The sequence below is a fragment of the Bradyrhizobium sp. URHD0069 genome, from assembly GCF_000701345.1.
In the GTDB taxonomy this organism is placed as follows: Bacteria; Pseudomonadota; Alphaproteobacteria; order Rhizobiales; family Xanthobacteraceae; genus Bradyrhizobium.
This window is the reverse complement of record NZ_JNIJ01000048.1, coordinates 1-16,767: the sequence shown is the minus strand read 5'-3', so window position 1 is coordinate 16,767 and position 16,767 is coordinate 1. Positions and strand designations below refer to the sequence as shown.

At 57.4% G+C, this 16,767-nt stretch carries 19 protein-coding genes; 13 read left to right on the top strand and 6 right to left on the bottom strand.

The window, feature by feature from the left end:
* The first annotated feature begins 197 nt into the window (after window positions 1-197).
* The 8 genes from N554_RS0125205 (at window position 198) to N554_RS0125170 (ending at window position 7,594) form a co-directional block, all read left to right on the top strand.
* Window positions 198-1,340, top strand: a complete 1,143-nt coding sequence (locus N554_RS0125205; RefSeq protein WP_156042098.1) for an AAA family ATPase — start codon at window positions 198-200, stop codon at window positions 1,338-1,340.
* A gap of 128 nt (window positions 1,341-1,468) precedes the next feature.
* Entirely contained in the window at window positions 1,469-2,857 is a 1,389-nt protein-coding gene (locus N554_RS0125200) for a CpaF family protein (RefSeq protein WP_081851404.1), read from the top strand.
* 4 nt (window positions 2,858-2,861) lie between these two features.
* The gene (locus tag N554_RS0125195; protein ID WP_029586031.1) at window positions 2,862-3,821 is read left to right on the top strand and encodes a type II secretion system F family protein; all 960 of its coding nucleotides are present in this window, start codon (window positions 2,862-2,864) and stop codon (window positions 3,819-3,821) included.
* Window positions 3,822-4,054: 233 nt separating this feature from the next.
* Window positions 4,055-4,750 carry a type II secretion system F family protein gene (locus tag N554_RS0125190; protein WP_197033734.1) on the top strand — a complete coding sequence of 232 codons (696 nt, stop codon included), beginning with the start codon at window positions 4,055-4,057 and terminating at the stop codon, window positions 4,748-4,750.
* Window positions 4,751-4,784: 34 nt separating this feature from the next.
* Window positions 4,785-5,315 carry a tetratricopeptide repeat protein gene (locus N554_RS0125185; RefSeq protein WP_029586029.1) on the top strand — a complete coding sequence of 177 codons (531 nt, stop codon included), beginning with the start codon at window positions 4,785-4,787 and terminating at the stop codon, window positions 5,313-5,315.
* 168 nt (window positions 5,316-5,483) lie between these two features.
* A complete protein-coding gene (locus tag N554_RS0125180; protein ID WP_156042097.1) occupies window positions 5,484-5,930 on the top strand; it encodes a hypothetical protein in 447 nt (148 codons plus the stop codon).
* Window positions 5,927-6,466, top strand: a complete 540-nt coding sequence (locus tag N554_RS37530; RefSeq protein WP_051677695.1) for an A24 family peptidase — start codon at window positions 5,927-5,929, stop codon at window positions 6,464-6,466. The genes N554_RS0125180 and N554_RS37530 overlap by 4 nt, the downstream gene beginning before the upstream one ends.
* A 423-nt stretch (window positions 6,467-6,889) precedes the next feature.
* The gene (locus N554_RS0125170) at window positions 6,890-7,594 is read left to right on the top strand and encodes an outer membrane protein (RefSeq protein ID WP_029586026.1); all 705 of its coding nucleotides are present in this window, start codon (window positions 6,890-6,892) and stop codon (window positions 7,592-7,594) included.
* A gap of 114 nt (window positions 7,595-7,708) precedes the next feature.
* On the opposite strand, the gene N554_RS40305 is transcribed toward N554_RS0125170, so the two are convergent.
* Together N554_RS40305 and N554_RS0125160 are read right to left on the bottom strand one after the other, a co-directional pair.
* Window positions 7,709-8,851 carry a hypothetical protein gene (locus N554_RS40305; RefSeq protein ID WP_156042096.1) on the bottom strand — a complete coding sequence of 381 codons (1,143 nt, stop codon included), beginning with the start codon at window positions 8,849-8,851 and terminating at the stop codon, window positions 7,709-7,711.
* A gap of 164 nt (window positions 8,852-9,015) precedes the next feature.
* Entirely contained in the window at window positions 9,016-9,822 is an 807-nt protein-coding gene (locus N554_RS0125160) for a Crp/Fnr family transcriptional regulator (protein ID WP_051677693.1), read from the bottom strand.
* A gap of 491 nt (window positions 9,823-10,313) precedes the next feature.
* Here N554_RS0125160 and N554_RS0125155 point away from each other — a divergent pair, with 491 nt between their 5' ends.
* Window positions 10,314-10,574: a hypothetical protein gene (locus N554_RS0125155; RefSeq protein ID WP_029586023.1), complete on the top strand. Its 261-nt coding sequence runs from the start codon at window positions 10,314-10,316 to the stop codon at window positions 10,572-10,574.
* A 61-nt stretch (window positions 10,575-10,635) separates the two neighbouring features.
* On the opposite strand, the gene N554_RS0125150 is transcribed toward N554_RS0125155, so the two are convergent.
* Window positions 10,636-10,965 carry a hypothetical protein gene (locus tag N554_RS0125150; RefSeq protein WP_245283700.1) on the bottom strand — a complete coding sequence of 110 codons (330 nt, stop codon included), beginning with the start codon at window positions 10,963-10,965 and terminating at the stop codon, window positions 10,636-10,638.
* A 324-nt stretch (window positions 10,966-11,289) separates the two neighbouring features.
* Window positions 11,290-11,523, bottom strand: a complete 234-nt coding sequence (locus tag N554_RS0125145) for a hypothetical protein (RefSeq protein ID WP_156042094.1) — start codon at window positions 11,521-11,523, stop codon at window positions 11,290-11,292.
* 856 nt (window positions 11,524-12,379) lie between these two features.
* Here N554_RS0125145 and N554_RS0125135 point away from each other — a divergent pair.
* The 3 genes from N554_RS0125135 to N554_RS0125125 all read left to right on the top strand — a co-directional run bounded on the left by N554_RS0125135 (window position 12,380) and on the right by N554_RS0125125 (window position 13,693).
* Complete coding sequence (locus tag N554_RS0125135; protein WP_245283699.1) at window positions 12,380-12,751, top strand: DUF3617 domain-containing protein; 372 nt, start codon at window positions 12,380-12,382, stop codon at window positions 12,749-12,751.
* 8 nt (window positions 12,752-12,759) lie between these two features.
* Window positions 12,760-13,173, top strand: coding sequence for a hypothetical protein (locus N554_RS0125130; protein ID WP_029586018.1), 414 nt, complete (start codon window positions 12,760-12,762; stop codon window positions 13,171-13,173).
* Window positions 13,174-13,327: 154 nt separating this feature from the next.
* Window positions 13,328-13,693 (top strand): hypothetical protein, encoded by a 366-nt coding sequence (locus N554_RS0125125; protein ID WP_029586017.1) that lies wholly within the window; start codon window positions 13,328-13,330, stop codon window positions 13,691-13,693.
* Window positions 13,694-14,047: 354 nt separating this feature from the next.
* Here N554_RS0125125 and N554_RS41140 read toward each other — a convergent pair whose 3' ends face one another.
* Window positions 14,048-14,464 (bottom strand): hypothetical protein, encoded by a 417-nt coding sequence (locus tag N554_RS41140; protein WP_051677703.1) that lies wholly within the window; start codon window positions 14,462-14,464, stop codon window positions 14,048-14,050.
* Between the two features lie 198 nt (window positions 14,465-14,662).
* Window positions 14,663-15,142 (bottom strand): hypothetical protein, encoded by a 480-nt coding sequence (locus N554_RS40295; protein WP_156042092.1) that lies wholly within the window; start codon window positions 15,140-15,142, stop codon window positions 14,663-14,665.
* 3 nt (window positions 15,143-15,145) lie between these two features.
* Here N554_RS40295 and N554_RS36385 point away from each other — a divergent pair.
* The coding region (locus N554_RS36385) for a DUF5801 repeats-in-toxin domain-containing protein (RefSeq protein ID WP_245283698.1) at window positions 15,146-16,767 on the top strand (1,622 nt) is incomplete at its 3' end.

The window sequence follows — 16,767 nt, the reverse complement described above, 5'->3', positions numbered from 1 at the left end:
GCTCTCAAAGCGGCTTTAAGGCTAATTGCCGTTGGCCGCGAGCATGGCTCGATTTTACTTGCTGCGATGATGATTGTGAGGGACGGTATTTTTTCTTGAGCGCTTTTGCTTGATGTGCGCGCGACCTGGCGCGCTTTGGCGGCACTATTGGAACGATGCAAGTATTTTTATTCAGTGCGAGTATCGATTCGGCTCGGTTGAACGACCTTGAACATCGCATCAGGGCGAAAATACCTGACGTGCAGATCGTCAGCCGGATGGAGGAGGTCACCAAGGTCCTGCCGAAGGCGGCGGGAAGCGATGGCGAGCTTGCGTGCATCCTGTTTCCCGTCGTGCTGAACGCGCCGGCGTCGTTCGATCGTATGGTTTCGATCGCGACCGAATACCGGGACTCGCTGTTCTTCATCTTCATCAGCGACGATATCCCGGCCAGCGATTACAAGCGCCTGGTGCAAACCGGTGGGGCCGACTGGGCATCGACGCGCGGCGCGCCGGAAGAGATCGCCGACATTCTCGCGCGGATCGGCAAAGGTGGCGCCGACAGCGCCGAATCACCGCCTACGACAGAACCGGTCATGATCGCCTTCGTGCCGAGCGCCGGTGGGGTGGGCAACAGTACGCTCGCCATCGAAACCGGCATCCAGCTCAAGACCGCGAAGCGAACGCGCAGCCGCCGCGTCTGCCTGCTCGATCTCGATTTCCAGAACAGCCATATCTGCGATTATCTCGATATCGAGCCGCGCATGCAGATCCATGAAGTCGCCGCCAATCCGGAGCGGCTGGATGCGCAATTGTTCGACCTTTTCGTCAGCCATCACAGCAGCGGCCTGGATGTTCTTGCGGCGCCGCGCAGCCGGGATAACTCGCCCGATCTCGATCCCAAGACGCTTGAGATACTATTCGGGATGATTGCCGCCCGGTACGATCTGATTTTGCTCGACCTGCCGGTGCCGTGGTTCAATTGGACCCGCCAGTTGCTGTCGGCAGCGGAGGTTGTCCTGGTCTCCGGGCTCAACACCATTCCGGGCCTGCGCCACGTGGCGGAGTCGCTGACTGCGGTGAGGGCGGTGGAGCGTGTGCCCGCGAAGATCGCCGTCGTGCTCAACCGCTGTGAATATCGCCTGGTCGGAGGGTTCGCGCGGCGACATCACGTCAAAAACCTGCTTGGCACGGAGGAAGTGTTCTTTGTGCGCGACGATGTTGAGAACGCCGTACAAAGCGTCAATACCGGAATACCTATGGCGGCCCAGGGACAAGGGAAGGTAAGCAAGGATATCGCCCCGATTGCGCTGCTTGCCTCGGAGGCCAAACCCGTCCCTTCGACAGGCCCGCGATCGTAGTTTCAAAGACAGGCAGTGGGCGCATTTACCTCATTGTATTGAGCCGCGTGACATGGGCTTAACGATTGGGTAACGTAAAATACTGCGGTGCAATCTGAGCATCACCAGCGTCAGCCGCGAGTTTTTAGATGAGTATTTTTTTCTCTACGGGCACCGCCGAGCGCGAGCGCCCCAATTTAAGCCCGCGGGTCGCCGCTCCGCCTCCCGTGGAAGACGATCGCCTTTATCACGAGCTGGTTGCGCAACGCCCGGCGCTGCTGGACGAAAAGGTCAAGCTTCACGCAAAAATCATCGACGAATTCAATCTGGCTGTGCTGGAAAGGATGCCGCGCGAAGAGCTGGTCAAAGAGCTCCGCGTCTATGTCGGCGACTACGTTCGCACCGAGAAGATCCCGCTCAACCAGCGCGAAATGCAGGCCTTTGTCGAAGACCTGGTCGACGAGATGATTGGGTTCGGCCCGATCGAGCCGTTGCTCAAGGACCCGACAATCACCGATATTCTGATCAACACGCACAAGAAATGCTTCGTCGAGCGGTTCGGCAAGCTCGAGGAAACCACCGTTCACTTCAAGGACGAGGGGCACCTGCTACGAATCATCCACAAGATCGTGGCCGCCGTCGGCCGGCGCGTGGACGAGTCGTCCCCGACAGTCGACGCGCGCTTGCCCGACGGGTCCCGCGTCAACGTCGCAATCCGGCCGATTGCCGTCGACGGTCCTCTGGTGTCGATCCGCAAATTTTCCAAGAAGCCGTTCTCGATGGATCGTTTGATCGAACTGGGCGCGCTGCGACTTCCGATCGCGGAGGTGCTGCAGGCCGCGGTTCACGGCCGGATTTCAATGATCGTCTCCGGAGGCACGGGCAGCGGCAAGACGACGTTGCTTAATGCGTTGTCCAGCCACATTCCGGTCGATGAGCGCATCATCACGATCGAGGACGCCGCCGAGTTGCAACTGCAACTGCCGCATGTGGGCCGGCTGGAAACTCGGCCCGCCAACGCCGAAGGGAAGGGCGAACTGCGCCAGCGCGAGTTGGTGAAGAACGCGCTGCGCATGCGGCCTGACCGCATCATCATCGGTGAGTGTCGTGGCGAAGAAGCTTTCGACATGCTGCAGGCGATGAATACCGGTCACGAAGGCTCGATGACGACAGTCCATGCCAATACCCCTCGGGATGCCGTCAAGCGACTCGAACAGATGGTTGGCATGGTCGGCGCGTCGATGACGGTAGCGAGCGTCAGAAGCCAGATTGCTTCCGCGGTGCGAATCATCGTCCAGCTGCAGCGGCTGCCCGATGGCAGCAGGCGCGTCACCAGCGTGAGCGAAATTACCGGCATGGAAGGCGAAATCCTGCAGATGCAGGAGCTGTACAAGTTCGTCAAGGAATCCACCGACGAGCGCGGCATGATCCGCGGAAGCTTCAGGGCCACGGGCATTCGACCCTCGTTTCTCGCCGATCTGAAACACGCCGGCATCGATCTGCCCGTATGCTATTTCGACCCAAGCCGCCCGTTGTAGTGCCATGATCAACAGCGAGCTCTGGATCATCTACGCCCTGGTGTTCGGGGCGGCGCTGCTTGGCTTCCAGGCTCTTTATTGGCTGGTGTTCCGGTCGCGCGCGGAACGAAAAATCATCAACCGCCGTCTGACGCTGAGCAGCGAACTTTCGGACCCGGTCGAAGTACTGGACGTGCTCCGTCACGAAAGAGGGCTTGGCAACCTCGGCAATGTGCCGGGATTGCGGTGGCTCGATCAGCTGATCATGCAAACCGGATTGAAAGTCAGTCCGGCCCGAATTTTTATCTGGATTACCGTGCTGAGCGGCGTGTTTTACCTGCCGCTGGCGTTCTGGCTGAAGCTCGGCCCGCTGGCAATCGTCGGTGCAGTCGCTCTCGCCCTGCTGGCCGGATATCTGATGCTGAGGAGCGCGCGCGCCCGCCGGATCAGCCGGTTCAGCGAGCAGCTTCCCGAGGCGCTCGATATTGTCGTTCGCGGCCTCCGCGCCGGACATCCGTTCCGCGTGGCGCTTGGTCTCGTCGCGCGCGAACTGCCTGATCCGATCGGGACGGAATTCGGCATTCTGAACGACGAAATCAGCTTCGGCGCGGATCAGCAGGTTGCCGTCGATCACCTCGCCGCGCGGGTCGGCCAGGAGGATCTCATTTTCGTTTCCATCGCCATCAACATCCAGAGCCAGACCGGCGGCAATCTGGCAGAGATCCTGCAAGGTCTCTCACGCGTGTTGCGCAACCGCTCGAAGTTGCGCCTGAAGGTCCGGGCGCTGACCTCGGAGGGCAGGTTGTCCGCTGTTTTCATGACCGCGATGCCGTTTATTCTTTTCCTGGTCGTGAACCTGATCAGTCCGGCTTATTTTTCAGAGGTGAGAGATCATGCTCTGACCGGCCCGGCGATCGTGGCCGGTCTGATGCTGTTGGGAATTGGAAATTTCGTGATGTACCGGATGGTCAATTTCAAGTTTTGAACATGTTCGAAGCCTCGCCAGTTCTCATCGCTCTCATGGCCTTCGCGGCCGTGAGCGGCCTCGTATTCGTTGCGGGCCAGTATTTGGTGAGAGAAATCAAGGTCCAGCAACGGATTGCCGCCCCGATGCGGGAGGCGGAATCCGGTTCAAGGCTGCTGGATGGACTCAATGCCGTCGTCTTGAAGTATTTCAACGAGAAGCGGTTCAAGGTCGAAGGGCCCGTGCGATCGAAGTTGCGCCAGGAACTGTTGCGCGCAGGGTTCTTCCACGCCGACGCGATCAACTATTACATCTTCTGGCGAATCGGTCTCGTCATTGCTTTGCCGGTCCTCGGCTATGCGATGGCGGTGATCCTGATGCCCGGCTATGGCCCGATCGCCAAGCTCGGGTTTGTCGTCCTCCTGACCGTGCTCGCCATTCTCGGGCCGGATGCGTACATTGCCCGGCGCCAGCGGGTCCTGACCGATGAATATGCGACCACGTTTCCGGATCTGCTGGATTTGATGGTTGTCTGCGTCGATGCCGGACTGGGTCTTGAAGCCGCGCTCAACCGGATCAGCGAAGAGATCATCAAGAAAAGCCGCGCACTCGGCATGAACCTGCTGCTGCTGGGGGCGGAAACCCGCGCCGGCCGGAGCACGATCGATGCGCTCGCGTCCTTTGCCGATCGTCTGGGCCTCGATGAAGCGCGCGCGTTTGTGGGCACGCTCCGGCAGTCGATCGAACTGGGCAGCGACGTGGGCGATGCGCTCCGTGTGTTTAGCGACGAAATGCGGGACAAACGCCTGTTGCGCGCGGAGGAGCAGGCCAACAAGCTGCCCGTGAAAATGGTAATACCCTTGGGAGCTTGCATTTTTCCGGTAATTCTTTTGCTTATCTTGTTTCCGGTTATGGTAAAATTGGTAACGGTATTTAAAACAGTGGGCTGAGTCCGGGCTGGGGCCGGGCTGGGGGAATAGGGTTATGCGGCGCCTTCTTTTATCGCTGGCTTGCGCCTGGCTGGCAGTCGGCCTCGCGGCGTGCGAAACGGTACGTGAGGCTTCCGTCGAGGCGCCCGTCGCTCCCGCGGCGGTCGACCCGGTTCAGGAGCCCACCGACGTCAAGTACTACGCCTCCGACGAACCGCTGCGCATGGGGCTGGAGCAGTTCAACCGCGGCAACTACGGGATCGCCCAGCGCTACTTCAAGGACGCAGTCGAAAAGGCACCGAAGGACGTCACCGCATGGGTTGGGCTGGGCGCGAGCTATGACCGCTTGCGGCGATTCGATCTTGCCGATCAGGCCTACGCGCAGGCGATTCGCTTAGGCGGCGAAACCGTTCAGATCCTGAACAATCAGGGATACTCCTATATGCTGCGCGGGGACCTGAACCGGGCGCGCAGGAAGTTCACCAAGGCGTATGAGTTGGACCCCGGCAATCCCACGATTGCCAACAACCTTCAGCTGCTCAATGGCAGTCGAAAATTCATCGAAAGATCGCCGGAGGCGCTCTAATCATTTGAAATTGTTGGTTTTCGTCGAATCGAAGGGCGACCTGCACGGTTTCCTTCGCTATCTCGAGGTGGCTCCCCCGCCGGGTTGGAACCAATTAAGACAAGCTAAACTTTTCAGCCGTAAACTCTTGGCATGGGGCGGCTTTTCAAACTGCAGTTTCTTGGACCCTTGGCGCTGTTTGTCGCCACGCTGAGTGCTGAGCTTGCGGTTCGCGCATTGGCTTACGCCCCCAGCTCCGAGCTGCTCTGGTTCGTCAACCTCAAAATGTTCGGGATCTTCCAGCGCAGCTATTACATGTTGAGCGATCTTCTCGGCATCCAGAACTTTCAGCTCCTTGGCATCGCCCTGCCGATATTCCTGCTGGCATGTTATGGGCTTGCCGCGAGGCGCAGATTTCCGCTGGCGTTGGCGAGCAACCTGAGTTTTGGATATGCGGCGCTGCTGCTTTTTTCCTGGCAGTCGCCCGGAGCGCCCACCACCCAGGCCTCCCTCGGTTCTATCGCAGTCCCATCGGGGGCAGGTTTTTACGTGTTGACGGGCATTCTTGGCACTTCGTTGGTGTCGTTCGCAATTTCGCATTTGCTTTACTTGCGCGCCGCGCGCTCTGAAATTTGACGGCTTTCCCTCCCGCCTGGGGCTACTTCGTCCTTGTTGTCACAAGCGCGCTGTTATTGCAGGCCGCATGGACCGACCTGCGGGAATTCAAGATCCGCAACGAGCTGATCCTGGCCTTGGCAGGCCTGTTCGTCCTTTACGCCATGCTGACCGGTCACTGGGCCCAGTTAAAGTGGGATGTTGCGTTCGCCGCTTTGATGTTCGTGGTCCTGCTGGCGCTTTATAACACGGGCTGGATGGGGGGCGGTGACGTCAAGATCCTGGCCGTCGCGTTTCTCTGGACTGGTTTGTCCGGCGCGCTGCCCTTCGCGATTCTGCTCGCGCTGTTCAGCAGCGCGCACAGCTTGGCCGCTAAGTTTGGCTGGGTCAAAAGCCAGGTCACTGCTGGCGGCCGCCGGCGTATTCCGTTCGCGCCGTCCGTTGCCGCTGCGCTGATCTGCACATTCATGTTGCGGTCGTTGCAATTGGATATGCCTTCGATTTTGAGCATGGATATCCTGAAATATCTGAGATATTGGCGAATCAATTTTGATTAGCCTGAGAAGGTAATCGAATTCAGGTACAAAATGTCAGATGACGAGAGCTGGGGCCGCGGCTTACAGAGAGACGTGCCGGAGGGAGGCCCGGCACGATTCTGACGTAGGGTTCGCACTCCGCCGATCCTATTTAAATTCGGTTTAGAGGCTGGGCTCCGCCTCAGCAGGTGCCACGACGACTTGGTGTTGGCCGTCGTCGCTATTGCCGCTGCGGTGGGCGACGTCGGGGCCGGTGACGACGCACGAGGAGTTGCGGGCTCGGCGCGCTCAATGATTTGACCAACGCGGCGCACTGAGCGGTAAAAAGGCAACACTGACCGAAAAGCGGTAAAATACTGTCATAAACGTGTCGAATCTGTTGCCCTTAATCGCAAAGCGTGGTTCGTGGAACCTGATTAATCTTTAAGCATGGAAATCGGGGCAATGAAAAAGATACTGACAGCAATAGTTTTGGTTACTTCGGCGGGCACTGCGTCCGCAGCGGACATGCCTAGCGCAGCGCCTTATCAAAAAGCGCCTTACGCTTCGCCAGCCTATAATTGGACCGGCTTTTACATCGGCGCCATGGGCGGCTATGGATGGTCGGATCAGGCGCGCGCGAGCATTGGTGGTTTAACCGTCTCGGAGTCGAGTAATGATCTCAAGGGCGGTTTCGGCGGCGGCACGGTTGGCTACAACTGGCAGGGGGGCAGTTGGGTGTTCGGTGTAGAAGCCGATGCCGCTTGGTCCGACATCAAATTCTCAGAATCGGCTTTCGGCGCGACGGTCACCGACAAGATTCAGTCGTTTGGAAGCGTGACAGGCCGGATGGGCTTTTTGCCCGCAAACTCGGTCCTGTTGTACGTCAAGGGCGGCTACGCGTGGGCCGATAACGAAGTGTCGGCTACAGGCTTTGGAGTGACATTCGCTGAAAGCCGATTCCATTCAGGTTGGACCGTGGGTGGCGGTCTCGAATATCTCTTCGTGCCGAATTGGTCCGGCAAAGTCGAATACATGTATGCCGACTATAGCAACGCGAACTACCTGACCTCTTTTGTGCCGGGCGGCATCGGCTTGGGTGTCACCGTGAACACGGTGAAGGCGGGCGTAAATTATCACTTTGGCGGCCCCGCTGTAGCTCGATACTGAATTTGCGATCGGGAAATTGAGAGTAAGGGTCGGCATCAGTGCCGGCCTTTTTTACATTGCGACGTGCTCAAAAATGTCTTGTAGCCTTTGCGTCGTAGTCACGGAAAAGTCGGCCTAGTTGGGAGCCAAAACAGCGTCGGCCTGGCGGCTATCCCTTTTGGCGATGATGATCGCGCCGTTGCGGGTCATAAATTTGGCTCCGAGCAACCTTGGCAACTTTTCCGTGAGTTGCGACGGTAACGGAATCATTGCACCCTCGACAGAATCGCCGACATTGATCGCAGGCGCAGCCGTGCCGGCAGAAGGGGCCGGCTTGATGTAATCTCTTATCAACTGAATTTCTTCTCGTGAAAGATTTAACGCGGTTTCACCGGTGCGGATTTCCCCACCTGGTTTGTTCTTTTCGGTGTCAGGTTTGTCTTGCGGCTCCTCTTGCTGGTCTAAGTCTCGTTTTTCCTTTTCGGCCTGTTCGACTCTTGCGACACGCTCCTTGATCGGTAAAAGCTCTCGACGCAGGGCTGCAATGTCCGATTTCAAAGATTGTATTTGAGCAAAAGAAATCGCGGCGAGGACGCAGGCAACGACAACTACCACGCTGAGGAGGGCAAATGCAGCGCCTCCCACATTTCGGATCAGGTGTTCATTTTTCCTATTTGACCCAAGAGAGGTTTCTCGCGTGAGATGGCGTCGCCAAATGTCGAAGATGAATTGCTTTTTCGCTGAGATGAAGGCGACAAGGCTGGCCAGCTTGAGGGACGTTCGACCCCGCTCGCGACCTTTGGAATCGGTGCTTTCAGGCAGATCGACCGCACCAATCTCTGACGCGGCGTCAGGCGCTTCCATCGCGACCGATCGGTTTTCTTCATGCTGAGCCGGTTGATGGTGGTTATCATGATCTCCATCTTGAGCATCATTACCGGGCATCTTTAGCTCATGATCGAAGATTTTTAGTCGTTCCTCCATGCTTATGGGATTATCGAACGGCGGCGATGCCGGCACTGAAGAAACTTCCAGGAAAGGTCCGCTCGAACCTTCAAGCGAATGCAAAAGCGTTAGACCGGCATCCGTGATCTGCAAGCCGGCGTCATCTCGTAGTACTAATCCAGATTGAAAAATGTCGATGTCGCCAAGCTCAGAGAAGCGAGTCAGCTGGTCGGTCTGATCTCCGCTTGCGATAATGATCCCGACTTCGCGCCTGACGTCATCGAGTGTCGCTCGCCCCCCAGGACACCTGGCTAAGACGTTCAGAATAGCCAATTTGAATCTCACGCTATCCCTCGCGAATCAGGAGGGCGACGGGGCGCCGAGAGCACAGTCGTAATCAGGATTGCGGCCGGAACAACCCTTAACATCGCTGCGTCCGCGCGCGTGACTGAGATTGCAGTTGGCTCACGGGAAACAAGTGAAGCCCTAGACTGAACTCACGACACTTCCGTCTCATGCCCCAAACCCCGGACATCCCGCTGGACGGCCATCTCTGACGCCTGAGCCATGGGGCTAACCGCTCCCGGCCACAGCAAGGTCTCAGGTCCCGCGATCTTCAATAGCGACTGATAACACCCACACGTCAGCGTCTCCAAAGCCTCGCGATTGCTTATATGGATCAACCCCCGCGAGAGCGAGATGAAACCCATCCTCTGCAATCGATCGGCAACTTGTGTAACTGAGGTACGACGGACGCCAAGCAACTGCGCCATAAACTCCTGCGTCAATCGAAGGCTTGTGCCTTGCGAATAATCGGCAGATCGCAACAGCATCCGGCAAAACCTTTTCTCAATTGAATGGAAAGTATTACAAGCCACCAATATTCGAGTCTGCGATAGCAGCACCTCATTGTAGTGAATGCTTGCCCATTCAATTGCTTTGCTTTTCGCTGTTGCTTGCCGGAAACGCGCAGCGGGTATTCTGCTAACATTCATCGGCAGTTGCACAATCGCTCTGACGGAAGAAATAAAATGCCCAAGGCCAACCATCGCGCCAATCACGCCATCTCGCCCCACCGTAGACGTTTCTACTGTCTGTCCGTTCTTCATGATGGCCAGTAGGGAGACCATTCCATCATGGGGAAAATAAACATGATCGGCTTTATCGCCCGCCTCGCAGATTACCGTGCCCTTGTCCAAATAGATAATCGACGAATGGAGCTTGAGAAGTTCGAAAGCATCATCTTTAAGATTTGCAAGTATCTGATTTTTACGAGGATCGCTCTTCGAAGAAAGACACAGCATCGGTTTCACTGCTCCCCCCTTTTTCGGCGCGGCGTTCGCCTGCTACTTCCAGATATTCCGCCGAGAGGAATATCATCTCAAGGGATTGTAGTTGCGTCCTAAGGTCGCTCTCAGTCCATCGGCGGCGTCCGACTTCACCGGATCGGCGGGGACCTGGGCCTCATGGATATGGCCGCACTTACTGCACCGTAGCGTCCAATGCTCATAGCTGGAGCACAGGGGTAGCGAGCTGGATCGTCGTACGAGCTTGGCAGTGAGGGCAGGGAGACCCCGTCGCGCTGGGCGCCAAAGTGGGTGGCCGGATTTCGGACATTGGATGCTCCTCAGGGATCAGGCGGGAGCATGCGCTCAGAAAAGCGCCGGTTGAGATAATACTCGTCAACGCCCGTATTTAGTCAACCCGGACGAGCGTGCCTCCCCGAAACTGCTTGATAAGGATCAAGTCATTTGGCACTCTTTGAGGGAGCGCCTTAATGGAATCGAGGATTTTTATGCAAAAATCATTGCTTGCGATTATAGCCGCCACCTTTTCTGTTGTGCTTCTTTCGAGCAGCGGCGCCTACAGCGGCACCTATCCATTCGGCGATGAACCGTACCGGCTCAATTGGGGATACGATCCCGAGATTCAGTCTGGTTGCTGGAAGTGGAATTGGCAGCAATATCAGTGGGACGACCACTGTCCGGTCTACATCAATCCCAAGGCCTACATGTATCCGCGTTCGTCGCGCGTGGTTCTGCGAACAAAGGGCTGAGCGTCAGGCTGGCGAGATCCGAAGCTTCGCGGATCTCGCGTACCCTGAAGTGATTTGCTGATCAGGAATGCGCAATCGTGCAAGCGACCTGGCTGTGTTTTCCGAAGTTGAGCAACGCGTTCTCGCGGAATCCATCCAGCCAAACTCCGCGCCCGGCGTAGCGATAGCCGACGCCCATTGGGATCATCCGAACATGCATTGGGCTACGACGGCCTGTGTATAGCGACGCGGTGACGACCTCGCCGGCAATCGACACGGCAATCGGACAAAGCGGATATTCGCGGCCGTTGTCGCAGGTGAAGACAATCTCCGAACAGCTGCCGACAGCGCTCGGGCCCGACGTCATCAAACCCAGATCGGCAGCGGCGGCCGCTTGCGGATGAAGGCCCATGGCAAACCCCAGGAAAATCGCTGTTGCAATAAATCTTTGAAATTCGACTCGCATCATTGCCCCCATGCTGAAAAACTGCACCCACCAGAGCAAAAATCCCCCACAACGTCAAATAGATCTTGGGCAGATCACCAGGTTTGAGGTCTGACGCAATAGCCTGTTCGGCGGCAAATGAATGGGCGGCCAATTGCGTGCGGTTGGCGACGCCGACCCTACGGGTGCGGCGCGGTTTCGTTGCACAGTGGCTGGATGAATCTGCAAATGGCGTAATTCGGCCAGTACCAAAACCGGCCCTAGCCAGCGGGTTTTGTTGCTGCTGCGGTCTTAGTGAATAACGATGTCTTCGTCGCCGCAGTGAGCGCCGTACTTTGAAATGCACTTTGAAATTTGCGCCCGTACTTCGTCCATGCTGCCACAGTAGCGCAAAACGGTGCGGCCCATCCCCTTTGCGTTTTCTATCAACCAGCCGTCAACAAGGATCGCCGTGTCGGAGAGGCGTCGCATCTCGACGTGCAGCCGCGGGTAAGACCTTTCTGGATCGCTGCGATTGCTTGCCATAGACTGTGCCCTTCTGGGGCTTGCCCTGTCTTGCCGCAAAGCCGCCCGCGGGAACGCACAACGCCACCAAGCGGAATATGTTCGCTTGGGGCGTTGTGTAGCAAGCCGGGCCATTAAAATCCCCAGCAAGGCTATGTCTGCATGAGGCGTGCCAAGGTTCAAACGGCGCTGGCCGAACCAATTTAGCCGCATCCTAGATCTTCTGCTGGGCTCCGACCCCAGTCACATTCGCGGTGATTTTCTGGATTCCGTGCGTCCGCTCGGGATTGGAGGCCAGTGTTGGTTTTCCGCCGAGTGTTGCGCAAATGCCGCGTCGCTGATCCCAATAACCGAGAGGCATCAAAACGGCTTGAATAGGGGATTGAAAGGCCTTTTGACGATTTTCGGTCAAACATGTCGCGGCCATCGGCACTGAACCGCACCACCCTTTGCTTGATAGGATGAAGTTGACTTCGCCGATCGCGCTATGAGATGCAAAGGCATCGCGTCTGCGACTCGATCTTCTTGCTCCTCGACAATGAGGTGAGGGGAGATCTGGACTTGCCCGCGGGAGTAGGTATGGACGCCCAAGGGCTATCTGGGGTTGCGCTACCGCCGTTGTTAACTTGGACTTAACGCAAGACATCCGAAATGTTTGGGGATCGCGAGTCGAGGGTCTGCCGCTGACGGTGACACGACTGGGGGTTTTCGGGGATTGAGACAATCGGGGCGAAGAATAATGACTTTTTGTGATCGCTTGGCCAATTCAAGAACCTCCTTTCGTTGCTTTTGTGCCGTGTTTGCATTGATGGTGGCAGGGCCACTATCATCCCACGCTAATGCAGAGGCGTTTGAGGGCCCGAGTTTTCGAAAAGGGATGTGGCATTTTGTGCGAACCCTGGATCTCTTCGCGCATCGAAAAACCAAACACCGACTGCTCGAACGAGAACTGACGGCCTGCGTTGATCCCACACAGGCCATGAAGGCTACTTTTTCGTCACCCTCGGTTGGAAACTGCGTCTCGGCAAAGCCGGAAAAGACCGACAATAAATACACGTTCTCCAATCGCTGCGATTATATGGGGCCGGTTAGTACCGTCATAACTGTCCACAGCGATGAATCTTATACGGAAGTCAACGAACTGAACGTCGGCAAGCTTCCGAGGACGGAATTGGTCGTCGCGCGGAGAATTGGTGATTGCCAGGATGATACCCAAAAGTCCGGCGGATCTTCTGTTTTGGCGCACTGAGCGCGCGGTTGGCGCGGGAAGCGAAGGATCGTCAGCAGGCGGGGCCCGAATCGTTCGCCGCAGCGATGTTGCTTGCCGACATGGGCACCAGACGCGTCGCGCCGCTCTGGCTGTTGGTTCGTTTCAGAAGGGGATGGCTTATGAAATCAATTTCACTAGTTGCTGCGCTCTTCATTTCAACGAGTGCTTATGCTCAAAGTGCCGCTTCTAAGGGCGGCGCACCATCGGTCGGCGATAAGCCGCTCGTTCAGGTGAAGCCGAAAGCACCAATCGGCTGCAAACTTGTCGGAACCGTCAGGGGGACCAAGCTGTGGGCCGGCGACTGCGCGGCGTCCGAACCAAACAGCGCCGCCGTCGAGACGACTCCACCATTGGCTGCGCAAGCCGTTGGGGCGATACCGTCCGGTCAGAAACAGGACTGATCGGATTCCACAACTCGCCTTCAAGCGGTCTCTCTTGTTGTCGACCGACACCGCTCTGCCCATTCCGCCGCTTTAGTTGTCGCACCGCAACAGCCCTTGCGCGGTATCACGAGCTGCGGAATGATCTTGTTTCTGAGGGGGAGACTGGCCGACCATGAGGCTCATAGTTGCCGCAATTTATTTGGTTGGCGTGATCGGCCCCGCGATCTGTCAGACCTCAACGCCGCCGGCCCAGGCAAGCATCCGCGATCAGATCCGGATCGATTCATTTCAGTCGCGCACGCGCGGCGATAATTATGGCATTGCCAGTTTCGTAATCTCCAATACTACCGATAAGCCGCTAAACTCCATCGAACTGACCTGCTGGGTCGACGACGACCGGGCGAACGGAACGAAGGTGCTGGTATGGCCAAGCCCGCGATCAATCCCCGCTCACGACCAGCAGCAGTTTTCAAACGTCAACATCGGTTTGGTCGGGCAGAGTGCTCGCGCTGGTTGCGAAGTAACAGGAGCGGACTAGGTTCAGCAATGTTGCTGATGGTCAGAAAAATATCGAAGTTTGATAAGCGGCCGTCGTTGCGACGAGCTGACCATTGAGGGATCTACCACACTACTAAAAGGGCGTTCCAACGCCGCTGCTCACCCAGCACGATCGCTTGCAGAGCCTGGTCGGCGAATCAAATTGTAGTTCGACGTCCGCGCTCCGCCTCTCATCGTCCGCGCGGGTGTGGGTATCGGGGAGTTAAAAACTTATGGCGCCACTTCGGCCTGAGCTCCATTAGAGAGCACAAAAGGTGAGCCTGGATGAATATACACTTTTTGGTAGATATTTAGACGAGAGCTTTGGCCTGAGGGCGATCCTGCCGCAGCTAGACTAGATCTTTTGCTGCGCTCCTACACCTGCCACGTTCACCGTAATCCTCTGAATTTCGGTGCGTCCTTCCGGGAATTTGACCTCGATCGTCATGAGATCGGCGCCCAAAAAATCCGGTGGGGATTTGTAAAAGGCAACGTAGGCGGGCACCTCGAGCGCAAGGCAAGCCTTGTAGTTTGTGGCTTTCACTTTGGCGGTCTTGACGACCACCTTCCCAGACGTTGGCGGGCTGGCCAATCGAATCGTGGGGAGGGGACCTGACGTGCAGTCGGGCCGCACGTTGATGTAAAGCCCAATCTGAACGTCCTTATTTGGTACAGCTTTGACCGATCGCTCCACGCTCTGGATTGCGCTCTGTGCCCGCATAGCGCCTGTCCCGAGGAGGGCCAACGCGAACGCCAGAAATACTCGCTTCATTAAAGGCTCCATGGGGCAAAACCAGACATTGCAGGCCCGGATGTTGGCGGCTGCCTGGCTCAAAGGCCATGCAATTTGTTAAGCACTTGATCTAACGACGCTCTCTGTCCCTTCTTTACCACATTCCATTTGAAAGTATTGATTAACCAAAGACTTTTGTTGACCCTCGTCTAGGTTAACAATAGTTTAAAGTTAGATTTAGGCTAATTTTTCTGGAAATTGATTCAACCCAGGTCGTAGGCGGCGGAGAAGATTATGAACGGACAATTTCAGGTTGCTCAGGCTTCCGGCACGGGAAATTCCAATAATTCTACGCCTCCACGCATATTCAAACTGACCAAGCCCCTGACCGATCAAGCGGTCATTATCAATCTCGGATACGATCAAAAAGTCCAGGTCGACTTCTCGTCTATCGCAAACGAGAAGATCACGCTCGTCCACGTCGGCGAAAAGCTGATCATCCTGTTCGACAACCAGTCGACGGTGACAGTTGAGCCGTTCTTCGATTCCAGGCACGACGCGCTCGGAAATCTTACGATCGAAGTAGCGCCGGGCCGCAATGTCACGGTCAGCGAATTCGCAAGCCTGTTTCCGATCACCACGGATCAGGCCGTTTTGCCGGCAGCCGGCACTGAAGGTGGCAACGCCCAGGCGAGCGGCGCGGATTTCAACCCCCATGCGGTGGATCCGTTGCCGCCTGTCCCAACCAATAGCCTGGCCCCCCCGGAAGAGCTCGGCAATTTCCCGATTAACCCGCTGCCCGGGGGTGTCGTGCTGACTACCCCACCGCCGCCACCACCGGCTCTTCCGACGATCGTTGCGGGGATTGGGCTGCCGCTGGTGGTGGATGAGAGCTTCGTTGCGTCGGGATCGCAGCAGCCTCCGGGCTCTCCAGGATCGAACGTCGATATCGAGGGTTTTGCGGCGTCATTCACGGTGAACGCACCGGCCGGTGTGCAGTCCCTGACCTATGCGCTCTCGGTGAGCGCAAATGGAGTTGATTCTGGTCTGATCGATTCGGTGAGTGGGAACCACTTATTCCTGTTCCTGACGGCCGGCGGCGTGGTTGAAGGCCGCGAGGGAGCGACCTCCGCACTGGCCGCTTCTGGCGTGACGGTGTTCACGTTGACTGTCGATGGTGCCGGCAACGTGACGATGACGGAACTCCGCGGCGTGCATGAGGGCACACCCGGCGATTTCAACGAAGGAATTTCCCTGGCTGCGGGTCTGGTTTCACTGACAGCGACGGTGACGGACAGCAATAACGCGAGCGCGAGTGCGAGCATCGATCTTGGGCCGCAGATCACCATCCATGACGACGGTCCGAGCATTACGGTGACGGCGGCGGATGCGGCGGCGGATGCTTTGTTGGTTGACGAGACCAATCTTGCGGTGAACGCCACGGCGAACTTTGCCGACAATTTCTCTGTCGTCAGCAACTTCGGTGCGGACGGTGCCGGTACGATTGATTCGGTTTACACGCTTGGCATCAAGAGCGTGGGCGTGGATTCCGGTCTGATCGACGTTGCGACCGGGCAGCACATTTACCTGTACACCAGCGGGGCCGATGTTGTGGGCCGCGTGGGAGCGGGCGGTGTGGCGGATCCGGCCGGGGTGATCGATTTTACGCTGAGCGTGAACGGTTCTGGCGTTGTCACGCTGGACCAGGTGCATGCGCTGGCGCATCCCAATGCGGCCAATCCTGACGATGCGGTGACGCTGTCTGCGGCCGACCTGATCACGTTGACGCGGACCGGCACCATTACGGACGGCGACCTTGATACCGCTTCCAGCTCCAGCAGCATCGACATTGCAACGGCGCTGTCGTTCAAGGACGACGGGCCGAGCATCGTGGTCAGCGATTCGACCGAACCGGTTCTGACGGTTGACGAGACGAACCTTGCGGCGAACGCGGGTCCGACCAGCTTTGCGGGCTTGTTCATGTCCTCCTATGGCGCCGACGGTGCGGGCACGATCACCTATGCGCTGGGGTTCAATGCCGGCGCGACGGGTCTTGTGGACACGGCGACCGGTCAGAACGTCATTCTGTCGCTGGTTGGCGGGCATGTGGAAGGCCGCACCGCGATCAGCAACGACCTGGTGTTCCGGGTCGATGTGGACGGCTCCGGCAACGTGACGCTGGATCAGCAGCGCGCGGTGGTGCATCCGAACGCGGCCAATCCGAACGACTCGGTGAGCCTGTCGGCGGACAATCTGGTGACGCTGACGGCGACGATCACGGACAAGGACGGCGACAGTACGTCGGCGGTGTTGAACATCGGCCAGAACCTGGCGTTCCTGGA